This is a genomic window from Lysinibacillus sp. IITD104 (genome assembly GCF_036698265.2).
Classification (GTDB): domain Bacteria; phylum Bacillota; class Bacilli; order Bacillales_A; family Planococcaceae; genus Lysinibacillus; species Lysinibacillus boronitolerans.
Genome location: NZ_JBAHYH020000001.1, coordinates 4101181 through 4115319 on the forward strand (window position 1 = coordinate 4101181; position 14139 = coordinate 4115319).

Below are 14139 nucleotides of genomic sequence, written 5' to 3' on the forward strand. Positions count from 1 at the left end.
TACTTTTCTTCAAATCATTTCTTGAACTTCACTAGAAAAGTCCTATTATTTTTCACTATCAAATATTTACAAATATATTCATAATGACTAATTCCCGATTATTATCTATAATATTAGTATATATTGATTACCCAAGGAGATCGAATAATCATGAGTCATATGCATAAATCATTTACGATTGATGAACATTATTTAAATTCACTTCCTTTTCCTGCAATTATCATTAATCAAGATGGACAAGCGACGGTTTGGGGAAAGAGTGCTGAACATCTGATTGGCTTATCAGCTAATGATATTAAAGGAAATACTACTCCATCTATACACGAAAATCTACTGCGTCAGCTTCCTGTCGAAACACTTCAATCTATTTTACAAAAAGAGGACAGTACGTATCTAGAAAAAATTCAAGTACACACAGCTTCAAATGTAGAAATAACAACAGCTCTGCTTGCTAAACCTTTTACAAATGAGGGAGAAAGTTTTATTCTATTGATTTTTATGCTACCAGAATTAATGACGCAAGCTATCTCTCATTGCAATACCTTTGTAAATCTTAAGCAAGGTTTAGATGCGACCTTCATGACTGTTACACTCGATCACGATGGATTTATCTTAGAATGTAATAATGAATTTTTAAAAACAAGCCAATGGACACCAAAGCGTGTTATCGGCAAAACCTTTTGGCAACTGTTCCCTGATAATGAAGCGAGTGAAAAAATAACACATACAATCTGGCGTAATTTAAATAACGGTCATACATGGCAGGGAGAAGTTGAAAAAATTACAAAAACGGGGCAATCCTATTGGGTACTACTAACGGCTATTCCCCTCGTTAATCTTGAAACAAATGAACAACAGTTTATCCTAATTGAAAAAGATGTTACAAAGTCAAAAACAATTCAACACCAACTTGAAAAAATTGCTTACATCGATACAGAAACTGGTTTGATGAATGCACATCGACTTGAAAAAGTAATTACCAATATGATTGACGATGAAAGACACTTTTCATTTGTTTATCTAAGTATTGATAAATTTTATACACTTAAAGAATTACATGATCAACAAATTGATCAAAGCCTAATTGTTGAATTTACAAATCGTATAAAAATGTATTTCCAAGATAGCACGATGGCTCGTATAAATGAAAATGATTTTGTTGTCATCACGCCTTTAAGTGAATGGTTTATTCAAGGCTTCTTATCTTACTTACAACAACATCCGATTTATAGCGGCAATATTGCTGTACCAATTTCTATTAGTGGCGGCATAACTAGATATCCTGAGGATCAATCAACATTCTCTCAGCTTATGAAGGCATCCATTGCTACTATTTCTACAGTACGTGAGGCTGGTGGAGACAAAATTGTTTCATTATCAACAGCAACACATAAAGCTTTAAATCGTAAAGCATTAATTGAAAAGCGCTTACTCCAAGCACTTGACCAAAAAAACTTGAAGGTACTCTATCAGCCACAAATTGATGTGTATTCCGGGAAAGTTACTGCTGTTGAAGCACTTGTACGTTGGGAAGATGAGGTAATAGGTGTTGTAACGCCTGATGAGTTAATTCCTATCGCGGAAGAAACAGGTCTGATTAACAATATTGGGTCCTTCATGCTGGAAAAGGCTTGTGAACAAGCCTTACTTTGGAAAAAGGCTGGCTATGATTTAAAAGTATCTATTAACTCTTCTGTACGTGAATTCCGTGATAAGAATATGGCAAAATCCATACTTGAAATGATTACAAAAACAGGTTGTCCAGCAAATCTATTACAAATAGAGATTACTGAAAAATTTGCTTTAGAAGCTGAAGCTGCATCTTCTATCGCACAGCAAATGCGTAAGCTTGAAAACGAAGGTATCGCTTTTGTATTAGATGATTTCGGTACTGGCTACGGTTCATTTAGATATATGCAAATTTTACCAATAAGCACTTTAAAAATCGATCAAACCTTTACAAATTCACTCTTGAAATCCGAAAAGAGCCAAAAGCTTATGCATGGTATGGTACAACTAGGCAAATCCATGGAATTGAAAGTTGTTGCTGAAGGTGTAGAAACAGCTGAACAAGCAGATCTATTAATCACTTACGGCTGCGATGCCATTCAGGGCTATTATATTAGCAAACCCGTGACACCAGAAGAAATTGAACTAGTACTGACTAAAAAACAATAAATAAATAAGGAGGCTGCGTTTATTGTGCACGCAGCCTCCTTCTATTTTTTATAAACCTTTTGTAATTTTACTTTACTTGAACGCACTGAGCGGAAGATGAGTTGAATAATTACTTCTGCAAAAACTAGTCCAATAACAATGGCACCTGTAATTAAAAATGCCTTCAAGCCATATTGCAAGCCTTGTAAGTAATCATCTTCTACCACATTTCTCATTGCATTATAGGCCATGCCCCCTGGCACTAACGGTATAATTCCACCAACAATGAAAATAATCATGGGTATTTTAAAACGTCGGGCATATAAATGAGCAACAATTGCAATGACAAATGAGCCAAAGAAAGAAGCTTTGACAACATCCATACCTTGCTCTGTTAGAACATAGTATATAATCCAGCCAATTACCCCAACGAGTCCGCAATGAAGTAGTGTTTTTCTAGGAACATTAAAAATAATGGCAATCCCAGCCGTTGCAAAAAAACTAACTATTAATTGTATAATAATGTCCATCATCTGCATATTGTCCGCCTCCTAAAATCCTAGTGTGACGGCGATTGCTGCACCAATAGCAAAGGCTGTTAAAAAGGCCTCTGCTCCCTTTGCCATCCCTGACATAAAATGACCTGCCATTAAATCACGAACTGCATTTGTAATCAAAATACCTGGTACGAGTGGCATGACGGAACTAATAATAATTTTATCAAGTTCAGTACCATAACCATACTTTACTGCAAAGAAGGCAACAAAGCCGAGGACGAGTGATGCTGTAAATTCAGAAAAAAACTTTACCCTTGTTAAATGATTGATTATTACAAGTACTAGGAAACCTAGCCCACCTGCTAAAAAGGCGATAGGAAAATCAGACCATCCACCCTTAAACATAATAAGGAAACAACCACTAGCAAGTGCAGCAGCCAAAACTTGTAAATAAGTTGGTAAAAAATAATTTGTTTTTTGTATCGACTTTAGCTCGTCATAAGCTTCTTCTAGTGTTATGATTTGAGATGTGAGTCTACGAGATACTGAATTTACCAAGGCTATTTTTTGTAAATCTGTAACCCTGCTGGGAATTGATGTAATTCTTGTTGGCTGTGTCTTGCCTAACGAAAAAATGATGCCAGTTGGTGTGGCATAACATTGAGCATTTGGCATATTTTGAGAATGTGCCATGCGCAGCATCGTATCCTCTACGCGATATGTTTCTGCACCACTTTCGATCATAATACGTCCCGCAAGCAACAAACAGTCAATCGTAAGTTCATTATCCACATCTTGTAAGACCATTGCAGCTATCTGCCTCCTTCAAAAGGTTCCTTGCCAATATTAACGAACTGCCAATAAAAACTCAACTGAAAATTTTTTCATAAGCAATGGGTTATTATCGTTCAATTTATTTTCAACTAATATTGAGCATTTTTTCTATTTTAGTAGGTATTTTACAACCTCTTATATAGAAGTACAACTACAATTCATTCACTAATTATAGAAGAAAAGTGATGTTAATAATTTTCCATAAAATAACATAAAAAGATTATAGATTTGTATAACTTTTTTAATGACTGACACGTCTGATTGTATAGAAAATAAAAAAGAGGGGAGCGTATCCAAAACCATGCAGGAACGCAGAAAAAGACGCGGTCCAATAATTGATTTCTTATTACTTAGCCTTATTGTGACCTTAACGACCGTTATACTTTTTATTATCCTTTCAAAGGATGAATTTAAGTTTCAAAAGATTAGTGCTTCAAAAGAATCCGAGACAGAATCGGTAAATAGTCATTTATCGACTGAAAGTTCTGCGTTTCCTGGCATACGTATTGTTACAGACGTTTCAAATGACAAACGAACACCATTTGCTATTCATTACCCACAAACAGATAACGAGGTTCTTAATGATGCCGTATTACAATACATATCGGATTCAAAAGAAAACTATCTAACATCGATGAAAAAAAATAAAGATAAAGAAGCAATGGGTGAATTAAATATTAGTCTTGAAACTTTTCCATACCGAGAGCATTACTATTCCTTTGTGTTAACAAAAATGCTATATCTAGGTGGTGCCAATCACGAAGTCTCAACAAAAACATTCTTTATTAACAACGAAACTGGCGAACAAATTACGATCCAAACACTCTTACAAAATGATGAGAATAATCTATCTACGTTAGCTGTAAACGTCCGAAAAGATTTGCAAAAAAACCTCCAATTAAAGGATGAGCTTTTCAACGATGAATTATTAAAAGCTACGGAACCAAAATGGTCTAACTTCAGTCGCTTTGCTATTGTTGACGATTCATTACAAATCTATTTCGATGAATATGAGATTGCTAGTGGAGCAGCAGGTACCCCAATAGTGAAGCTACCCCTTTCACTTATTAATCCATTGTTAGCCTCCGAGTTTCAAATCGCAATGGAAAATGTAAAACCAATCAATCCACCACCAACCGGTGATCCAAATAAAAAACGTATTGCTTTAACGTTTGATGATGGTCCACATCCAAAAGTGACAGAGCAAATTTTAAATATTCTCGATAAGTATCACGCAAAGGCTACTTTCTTCATGCTCGGTAGTCGTGTACAATATTACCCTGACATCGTAAAAGATGTTCTTGCACGCGGTCATGAAATTGGAAACCATTCGTGGAACCACCCTGTCTTAACAAAGCTTCCGCAAGAGCAAGTGATGAAAGAGTATAACACTACTGCCACTGAAATAGAGAAGGCAATCAATCAAGGTGCCACCGTTTTTAGACCGCCATACGGCGCAACTAATGACACAATTAACGCTGAAATTCCTATTCCTGTTGTGTTATGGACGATTGATACATTAGATTGGAAACACCGCAATGCACAGCAGCTTTTACCACATGTAAAAAATAATTTACACAATAATGCCATTGTTTTAATGCATGATATTCATCAATCCACTGCTGACGGACTTGACGCTGTTCTTGCCTATTTACAAGAGCAGGGTTATGAATTTGTGACTGTATCCGAGATACTGCCATATCGACAATAGTAATTAACAAAGAAAAGTCCAATGAATTTCATTGGACTTTCCTTTTTGTTGAAAAAAGATGATGTCAACGGCAGAAAAAGCAACTTTGCAAGGTGAGAGGTTGATCCAGCTTCCTTTCTAGGGGGCGTCCGCTGAGCCGCTCAATCCCCTAGGAGTGACGCTGTCTCCTCTCCAATCAACCATTCTGCATAGGTCTTACTTTTTCATAGTAGTTTAGCGATCAAATAGCCCTTTTTCTGTATACTTAGAGTAAACTCTTATTTTCAATGCGGAGAAGTGATGGGTGACAACACCTCTTCATAAAGAGTAGGCTACTTGATACCTTTCAATTGACTGTTTTGTTTTTCTTATTATTTTATTGTTAATGTATCTAAAGGCTTGAAGTCATTTAACTGATAGCTTTTTATCTCGTTACGCGCTATTGTATACAGCGTATTATCTATATAGACAACACGTTGTACAACCTGCTCCCAATTTTCATATGACTCACCATTCTTTCGATTGATTATATTTCCTTTCAATACAATCCCTTTCTCAGCAGTAATCTCATAAATTTGAGCACCTTGACCTTGATAGACAACTTCATCTCCCTTACCTGCCTCATACAGTACTACAGGGAAGCCAAAATAGTTGAATTCCTTATTGCGGAATAGCGCTTTAGGATTGTATTGCACTTCAGAGGAAGAACCTTTCCCACCGATTTTTACGGTCGATTGCTCTTTCGGATTTCGGAAGTCTGATACATCAAATAGGGACATCTTCATATTGGTTGTCACAGTAAAATTACGTTTCGTATACGAATCATAGCGTTGCTCCGTATCATAACCAATACCAATTAAATGCGTATCATCTAATGGATGGAGGTAATTACTAAAGCCAGGAATCTTCAATTCACCTAGTACAGCAGGCTTTTTCGGATTCGCTACATCAATGACAAACAGTGGATCCACTTGTTTAAATGTCACCACATATGCTTTTTCTCCCATAAATCTAGCTGAATATATCTTTTCTCCAGGCGCCATATCTTTTACTGAACCAAGCGTTTTTAAATGTTCATCCAAAATAAAGAGATGGTTATAAGAAGTACTTTTTTCATTCCACGTATTACCTTCTGTTGTAAAGATTCGGAAGTTCCCCTTATATTCATCCATTGAATACTGATTTAGCACAGTTCCCTTTACTTCAGTACTTCCAACAAAGTTCAAAGTCGTTCCATCTACTTTCCACTTGAAAATTTGAGTGTCAGCTGACCTCGGTAACCAAATCATATCCATGATGCGCTTTTCTGATGAAACATCAATATTACTTTCATACATTGGTGTCGTTAAATACAGAGCATTCTCTGACATATAAAGACCACTGCTTCCGCCTAAGTACCCTTTGGTATTGGCCGTTGTCTTAGCTCCATTTTTTAAATCGACAGCTGTAATTAAACTATAGGTACCATCCATCGTATTTGGTAAAATCGAGATTTTTTCTAAAGGTAGACTTTTGTATTCTGATCCTGCCATACTATCAAACGTTTTAGGCTTTAAATCCGTTTTATTATTTTCTTGTAGCATCCAATAATTTGGATACATATTACCAATTAAATATAATGTGTCCTTTGTTATTCGAATATCCTGTAAGAAGCCCTCTTGCCCCACATCACGTACATGCGTTGGATTGCTCGGATTTGAAATATCATAAAATGAGGCTGTTACCATAGCAGTGCCTGCTTTTTCAATATATTGATCCCCGATGGCAATTAATAGATTGTCATATAGCGCAAGCTTAGAAATGTATTGGGACTCTTTTAATTTAATACTTGTAGCCATCTTTAAATTCTTAGGATCTTTAGCATTCACAACAGTAATGCTCTGATCTTTTGCAGTGTAAATAAAGCCATCTTTTACAACTACAATGTCTCCCTCTTCTACCCCTTCTACTTGATTATTGGTAGTAGACTCATTATTAGCAGTTGCCTTATCTTCACTTGTTGCATTTTGGGCGCTCTCTTCTTCTCTAATTTCTACTCTTTGAGTTGTTAACAACTTTTTAAAATACCGCTGTAACTCTTTCTCAGATTTGACGGCTGTTAAAGTCTCGATAATTGTAAATGGGATTGTTTGTGAAGCTACATTCAGTCCGCCTTGTGCAAAGGCTTCCTTTTTCACATGCAACTGATAACTACCTGGTGCTAACTTTTTCACCACTACCGTTTTCTGATCTTCCAACAATTCAATTGTTGCAGGTACTTTGCGTCCTTTTTCCGTAGTGATATAGACATATTCTTCAGTAATTTTGTTTTTCTTTAAAGCAACCGAAAAAGATGCTTGCCAGTTTTGTGTTGCCATACTTGCACTAGCGGCCTTTGCCGTCACATCTGTATTCACTATCCATGTAAAAATGCCAGGCACGATAGCTAGAACAATAATCAGCATAATTGCGAGCCATTTACTTTTCATTATGTTCCCTCTCTTTCATATACTTGTTTATCAATTAGACTAGTAAAAAGGAGGAAAGTTACATTTTTCTGAAATTTTCTAAGTAAGTTAAACCACTACAAAAAGCGAGAGGGAAATGTTTCCCTCTCGTTTATTCTTCAAATGGCCATTTAGGCAACATATTTTTTAATGGCTTATCTTGTCGTCTTCCCAATACATAATCAGCCTGCATAATAGTATGAATTTCTCGAGTTCCTTCATAAATGACTGGAGCTTTGGAGTTTCTTAAATAACGGGCAACTGGATATTCGTCTGAATAGCCATATGCTCCATGAATCTGTACCGCATCATCAGCAGCCTTATTGGCAAAATCACAAGACTGCCATTTTGCCAATGATGTCTCTCGAGTATTTCGAACACCCTTGTTTTTCAATTCTCCAACACGATAGACAAGGAGACGACTCATTTGATAGCCTGCTTCCATATTAGCAATCATTCGTCCAACAAGCTGATGCTCACCTATAGGCTTACCAAACGTCTCTCGTTCATGACAGTATTTCACACTAGCCTCTATGCAAGCTTGGATTAAACCAACAGCACCTGCTGCTACTGTAAATCGACCATTATCTAAAGCAGACATGGCAATTTTGAAGCCCTCGCCCTCTTCACCAAGTCGGTTTTCGATTGGCACGCGTAAATCTTCAAAAAAGAGCTCACCAGTATTACCAGCCCGGATACCATATTTCCCTTTAATCGCTTTAGATGTGAAGCCAGCCATGGAACGTTCTACAATAAACGCACTAATCCCATGATGTTTCTTCGATTTGTCTGTATAGGCAAATACGATAAAGTGATCTGCAATATCACATAAGGAGATCCACGTTTTTTGCCCATTGAGGATATAATGATTTCCATCAAGAACAGCAGTTGTTGACATAGCAGCTACATCAGATCCAGCGCCCGGCTCTGTGAGACCAAAAGCGCCAATCCGAACACCCTTAGCTTGTGGAACAAGGTATCGCTGCTTTTGCTCTTCAGTCCCCCACTGCATTAAGGTCATGCTATTTAAACCTGTATGGACAGATACAGCTGTGCGAAATGCTGTATCTCCTCGTTCAAGCTCCTCACATACGATAGCAAGTGAATTATAATCCATGCCACTACCTCCGTATTGCTCAGGAACACAAACCCCCATTAAGCCAAGCTCAGCTAGTCTTGACCAAATTTTAGCATCAAAGCCACCTTCAGCATCCCACTTTGCAATATAGGGAATGATTTCATCATCAACAAACTGCCTTACTGTTTTTCGTAGCATTTCTTGCTCAGTGGACATTTCAAAGTTCATGGTCAGCACCTACCATTTCACAATCATAGCAGATTTATGTGATGTCTCTTTAATCACCACGCCGCGTTTTGCCATCTCTTCAATATACGTATCACCTGGCACGATTGCTTCAGGCGGGAATACACCATGCTCTGTAATAGCACCCGCACCAATCATCTGTGCTACAACTGAAATTGTATTTGCGGTAGCACGCGCCATAGCTGTTTCATTAATTGTCATATCCTTACGTACAACCATTTCATATTCATATGTCACCTGCTGCTGGGCTTTTTCACCAGCCACAATAACACGTAACAATACAGCATCAGGTTTTGTGCCTAATTCTAGTTTCTTTTTGAGTGCCTCTCGTACGACTGCACGAACAGGTACTTCTTGGTTATCCACTTCTACCTTATTTGCAGAATCAAGGAAACCTAAATCAGCTAAAAGTTTAAATTTCTCAGCATGGCCTTTATAACGGATGGTTTTATATTCTAATGTGCGGACATTCGGGAATGTCTTATACAATGTGGAGATACCACCAGATGTATAAAATGCCTCAAGCACACCAAAATCATCAAAATAAATAGGTTCAACGCCTGATAGGGATGGAACTTCTTCAAGCTTACCCTTCTGAATCGTTTTTGAAGGCTCAGTATAATGATCGAATACGCCATCTAAAGAAAATACGCGTGTATAATGAAGCGGAGGCTTTGGTTCAGTTGGAATACCACCAACAAATAGTTTAATAGATTCTACTTCGTCTAATTTTGAAGCACCATAGCCCGCTAGAATATTGACCATGCCGGGAGCAACACCTAAATCAGGGATAATTGTAACACCCTTTGCCTTTGCTTCCTCATGTAAATCTAGTATCTTCTCTGTAACGCCACCGATATGACCACCTAAATCGACGGAATGGACACCTGCCTCAATAGCTGCTCTTGCTACTCGCTCATTGAACGAATAAAACAATGCATTGACGGCAACATCCCCCTTCGAAATAACGTTCATTAATGAATCGTCACGTTCTGCATGTAGTTCTACCACTTCTACCTTATTCGTATCTAGCGTATCTACAAAGTCCTGTGCAACTTTTACATCGATATCACCTAAATATACACGCTCCACTTTATCGTTTTTTATTAAATCACGAGCTACCTCTTTCCCCATTAAACCTGCACCTAATACAACAACTTTCATCAAGAACATCCCCTTTCGTTGATCTGTTACTCTGTATCGATTTGTGCTCTTTGTAATTTACCGCTGTAGTCTACATAAATACTTTTCCACTCTGTGTATACATCTAGGGCTGCTACACCTGAATCGCGGTGACCATTTCCTGTCCCTTTAGTACCTCCAAATGGCAAATGGATTTCAGCACCTGTTGTGCCGGCATTTACATAAACAATACCTGTGTCTAAATCACGTTGTGCGCGGAAAATTGTATTGACATCTTGTGAGAATATTGAGCTAGATAAGCCAAATTTCACACCATTATTTACTTCAATTGCTTCTTCCAAACTTGCCACTTCAATTAGAGATACGACTGGACCAAAGATTTCTTCTTGGGCAATAATCATGTCAGGCTTCACATTCGTAAACAATGTTGGCTCATAATAGAACCCCTTATCATAAGGTGGTTCATTTAATATCCTGCCACCTGCTAATAATGTAGCACCCTCTTGTTTACCTATTTGTACATAGTGATTAATTTTTTCCAATGCTGCTTTATTAATCACTGGCCCGATTTTAACTCCCTCATCTAGACCATCCCCAATTGTGAGCTTTTGCATTTCATCTAAGAGACGTTTTTCTAATTGTTCTTTTACATCTTTATGCACAATGACTCGACTACATGCTGTACACCTTTGCCCAGCAGTACCAAATGCGCTCCATAAAATCCCCTCTGTAGCTAGCTGTAAATCAGCATCATTCATGACAATAACAGCATTTTTTCCACCCATCTCTAAAGAAACCTTTTTCAAATGTTTCCCGCCAAGTTCAGCTACTTTACTGCCAGTTGTTGTAGAACCTGTAAATGAAATAACTTTGACGTCAGGATGTTCAATTAATGCTGTACCTACTGTAGGTCCTGTACCAAATACGATATTAGCAACACCATCAGGTAAGCCTACTTCCTCAAAAATTTTACCCATTTCATAGGCCATCATTGGAGTCTCATTAGACGGTTTCCAAATGAATGTATTCCCTGCAACAATGGCAGGAAATGACTTCCACGTGGCGATAGCAACAGGAAAATTCCAAGGTGTAATGAGTGCTACTACGCCTATAGGTGCCCTTACACTCATAGCAAATTTATTGGCAAGCTCAGACGGTGTTGTTTCACCAAACAATCTACGTCCTTCACCAGCCATATAGTATGCCATATCAATTCCTTCTTGGACTTCTCCTCTAGCCTCTTCAATGACCTTGCCCATCTCTTTTGTTAAAACGGTCGCCAAATGTTCTTTTTTTTCTTTCATTTTTTGACCGATGGCATATAAATAATCTGCACGTTTTGGTGCTGGTATAAGTGCCCAGCTCTTTTGTGCTTGTTTAGCAGCAGCTACAGCCTCGCCTACCTCATTCGAAGTAGAGCGTGGAATGGTAGCAAGCTGCTCACCGTTTGCAGGGTTCGTCACTGCTATACTTTGTAAATGTGAATGTGTGATCCATTTACCACCGATATAGTTTTTAATCTCCACTACATACACCCCCTGAAATACTCTATGATGCCTCAGCTGTTGTACCAGTCGTATTCCATAGGTATAAGTCTATGAATTTAACCAGAATCCATTTTGCCTTTGGATATTGCGTCCGAGCAGTGGAATGTGCTTGCACGTTTCACTTTTCGTGACAGCTACCAGTGGCTTTATCTCCATACATCAATAGTTGCTCTCCACCAAAAGAAAAAATGTCTCATTAGGAATCTTGGAGTGAGCGGAGATAAAATATGTCAAAATTCCGAATTTTCAATATACACCACACCTTGTAATACTAGCATTTCAATAATAATCGGTGACAACTGCCAGAGGCTTTATTTCCACTTAACTTCATTGCCTCTATATAGAGGATGGCTTCTTAATTTAGAAGCCTCTTAGGGTTATGTATATTCACAATACCCTTAGTTAAATGAAAATAAATAATACACATTCTAGTTTTTTATATTCGACATTTTCTAACTAATTCCCTTTTTTTCTAAAATATTTAATTTTCTATTGAAACCAATGCAGCTTATAATCGTATACAATATCATTAAATTTATTTTTGGAGGAATCCCTTTATGAATAATCATGAAATTGACTACAAGTTATTTGGTGACGACATGCAATATGTGCAAGTTGAGCTTGACCCTCAGGAAACAGTTGTTGCAGAAGCAGGTGCGTTAATGATGATGGATGATTCGATCCATATGGAAACTATTTTTGGTGACGGCTCACGAGGTGGCTCACAAAGTGGTCTAATGGGGAAATTATTAGGTGCAGGGAAACGGCTAATAACAGGGGAAAGCTTATTCATGACAACATTTACAAACGTTGGCTCAGGTAAAAAACATGTTTATTTCGCTTCACCATACCCAGGGAAGATTATTCCAATGGATTTAAGCCAATTAAACGGTAAAATTATCTGTCAAAAAGATGCATTCTTAGCTGCTGCTAAAGGTGTTTCTGTTGGCGTTGAATTTCAGAAAAAAATTGGAGTAGGCTTCTTTGGTGGTGAAGGTTTCATTATGCAAAAGCTAGAAGGTGACGGCATGGCGTTTGTGCATGCAGGAGGAGCCATTCATGAAAAAACATTACAACCGGGTGAAGTTTTACGTGTGGATACAGGATGTCTTGTAGCAATGACATCCAATGTGGATTACGATATTGAAATGGTTGGAGGCGTAAAAACAGCACTGTTTGGAGGCGAAGGAATCTTCTTTGCTACATTACGTGGTCCTGGAACAGTGTGGGTACAATCATTACCATTTAGCCGTTTAGCCAGTCGTGTCTTTGCAGCTGCCCCTATTTCGCAAGGCGGAGGCGGTCAATCAAAAGGTGAAGGCGGTATCGGCGGCTTATTCGATTTATTCAATAGATAAAAAAATGGAGCATATCTTTCACCGATATGCTCCTCTTTTTAATCAATTCGATTGGATATTGCCTTGCCTTGTCCATAAGCAGTCAAAGCTTTTACATTTAACATTAGCATAGCTGTTCTCGTTTCTAATGACGCGCTACCGATATGTGGCAGAGCTACTACATTTGGAAGTGTTAATAAGGGATGATCCATCGCAATCGGCTCTTGTTCAAACACATCTAGTCCTGCAGCCCAAAGCTTCCCATTTTTAAGAACATCGTATAGCGCACCCTCATCAATAATTCCACCTCGTGAGGCATTAATTAATACCGCATCTTCTTTCATCAATGCAAGTTCCCGCGCTCCAATAAGTCCTTCCGTATCACTATTATAAGGTGTCATGATCACAACAAAATCAGATTGCTTTAATAGATCCTCCAGTGAAACATACTGGAAGCCATACATTTCTTCCGCTTCATGACGACGTCTGCGATTATTATACAAGATTTTCATATCAAAACCTTTTGCTCTTCTAGCAACGGCTTGGCCAATTCTCCCCATGCCAATAATGCCAATTGTGGCTCCTGAAACATCCTTGCCAACCAATTGCATTGGATACCAGCTTTTCCATTTGCCCTCACGTAAATATCTTTCACTTTCTGGAATTCTACGGGCAGTTGCAAGCAGTAAGCCAAATACTAAATCTGCAGTTGTATTCGTTAAAACACCCGGCGTATTTGTCGCCATAATGCCTCGTTTTTTTAAAGCCTTCACATCGATATTATTATATCCAACTGCTAAATTCGTCACTAATTTTAAGTTGGGTGCATGTGAAAGTAATTCTTCATCTACTTGGTCGGCTAACGTTACCCACAGTACCTCACAGTCAGCGACAGCTGCTAGTAATTTTTCACGTGGGATCACAATCTCTTCCTCATCCCACTGTGAGATTTCATAAAACTCCTGTAATAGTTCAACAATATGTGCAGGAAACTTACGTGCTATAAATAATTTCTTTTTCATGCTCCAAACACCCCTCTACTCAATTCCCTAATTCGCCTATAGCGTAACACTTAAAACAAGCATTTTCTAGGGTTTTGTAGTCTTCCTCTTTCTATAAAATTT

10 protein-coding genes are annotated in these 14139 nt (G+C 38.0%); 3 read left to right on the forward strand and 7 right to left on the reverse strand.

Annotated features, from left to right (window positions below; genetic code table 11):
• The first annotated feature begins 150 nt into the window (after positions 1-150).
• Positions 151-2178, forward strand: a complete 2028-nt coding sequence (locus V1L66_RS20650; protein ID WP_333005571.1) for an EAL domain-containing protein — start codon at positions 151-153, stop codon at positions 2176-2178.
• A gap of 41 nt (positions 2179-2219) precedes the next feature.
• Here the strand turns inward: V1L66_RS20650 and V1L66_RS20655 are convergent, their stop codons facing one another.
• Together V1L66_RS20655 and V1L66_RS20660 are read right to left on the reverse strand one after the other, a co-directional pair.
• Positions 2220-2696: a threonine/serine exporter family protein gene (locus tag V1L66_RS20655; RefSeq protein WP_081010948.1), complete on the reverse strand. Its 477-nt coding sequence runs from the start codon at positions 2694-2696 to the stop codon at positions 2220-2222.
• A gap of 12 nt (positions 2697-2708) precedes the next feature.
• Positions 2709-3461: a threonine/serine exporter family protein gene (locus V1L66_RS20660; protein WP_016994658.1), complete on the reverse strand. Its 753-nt coding sequence runs from the start codon at positions 3459-3461 to the stop codon at positions 2709-2711.
• A 328-nt stretch (positions 3462-3789) separates the two neighbouring features.
• Between V1L66_RS20660 and V1L66_RS20665 the strand changes: the two genes are divergently transcribed.
• Positions 3790-5199, forward strand: a complete 1410-nt coding sequence (locus V1L66_RS20665; RefSeq protein ID WP_258859159.1) for a polysaccharide deacetylase family protein — start codon at positions 3790-3792, stop codon at positions 5197-5199.
• Positions 5200-5549: 350 nt separating this feature from the next.
• On the opposite strand, the gene V1L66_RS20670 is transcribed toward V1L66_RS20665, so the two are convergent.
• The 4 genes from V1L66_RS20670 to V1L66_RS20685 form a co-directional block, all read right to left on the reverse strand.
• Positions 5550-7646, reverse strand: coding sequence for a beta-propeller domain-containing protein (locus V1L66_RS20670; protein ID WP_333005574.1), 2097 nt, complete (start codon positions 7644-7646; stop codon positions 5550-5552).
• 130 nt (positions 7647-7776) lie between these two features.
• Positions 7777-8970, reverse strand: a complete 1194-nt coding sequence (locus V1L66_RS20675; protein WP_036078088.1) for an acyl-CoA dehydrogenase family protein — start codon at positions 8968-8970, stop codon at positions 7777-7779.
• A 9-nt stretch (positions 8971-8979) separates the two neighbouring features.
• Complete coding sequence (locus V1L66_RS20680; protein ID WP_004229703.1) at positions 8980-10152, reverse strand: saccharopine dehydrogenase family protein; 1173 nt, start codon at positions 10150-10152, stop codon at positions 8980-8982.
• Positions 10153-10178: 26 nt separating this feature from the next.
• The gene (locus tag V1L66_RS20685; RefSeq protein WP_036078085.1) at positions 10179-11657 is read right to left on the reverse strand and encodes an aldehyde dehydrogenase family protein; all 1479 of its coding nucleotides are present in this window, start codon (positions 11655-11657) and stop codon (positions 10179-10181) included.
• Positions 11658-12235: 578 nt separating this feature from the next.
• Between V1L66_RS20685 and V1L66_RS20690 the strand changes: the two genes are divergently transcribed.
• Complete coding sequence (locus tag V1L66_RS20690; RefSeq protein ID WP_004229711.1) at positions 12236-13036, forward strand: TIGR00266 family protein; 801 nt, start codon at positions 12236-12238, stop codon at positions 13034-13036.
• A gap of 38 nt (positions 13037-13074) precedes the next feature.
• Here the strand turns inward: V1L66_RS20690 and V1L66_RS20695 are convergent, their stop codons facing one another.
• Positions 13075-14037 (reverse strand): D-glycerate dehydrogenase, encoded by a 963-nt coding sequence (locus V1L66_RS20695; protein ID WP_036078082.1) that lies wholly within the window; start codon positions 14035-14037, stop codon positions 13075-13077.
• Positions 14038-14139 lie beyond the last annotated feature (102 nt).

Coding starts and splice junctions, on each gene's coding strand:
- V1L66_RS20695 (WP_036078082.1), bottom strand. CDS start 14,037: ATGAAAAAGAAATTATTTATAGCACGTAAGTTTCCTGCACATATTGTT.
- V1L66_RS20665 (WP_258859159.1), top strand. CDS start 3,790: ATGCAGGAACGCAGAAAAAGACGCGGTCCAATAATTGATTTCTTATTA.
- V1L66_RS20690 (WP_004229711.1), top strand. CDS start 12,236: ATGAATAATCATGAAATTGACTACAAGTTATTTGGTGACGACATGCAA.
- V1L66_RS20680 (WP_004229703.1), bottom strand. CDS start 10,152: ATGAAAGTTGTTGTATTAGGTGCAGGTTTAATGGGGAAAGAGGTAGCT.
- V1L66_RS20660 (WP_016994658.1), bottom strand. CDS start 3,461: ATGGTCTTACAAGATGTGGATAATGAACTTACGATTGACTGTTTGTTG.
- V1L66_RS20650 (WP_333005571.1), top strand. CDS start 151: ATGAGTCATATGCATAAATCATTTACGATTGATGAACATTATTTAAAT.
- V1L66_RS20655 (WP_081010948.1), bottom strand. CDS start 2,696: ATGCAGATGATGGACATTATTATACAATTAATAGTTAGTTTTTTTGCA.
- V1L66_RS20675 (WP_036078088.1), bottom strand. CDS start 8,970: ATGAACTTTGAAATGTCCACTGAGCAAGAAATGCTACGAAAAACAGTA.
- V1L66_RS20670 (WP_333005574.1), bottom strand. CDS start 7,646: ATGAAAAGTAAATGGCTCGCAATTATGCTGATTATTGTTCTAGCTATC.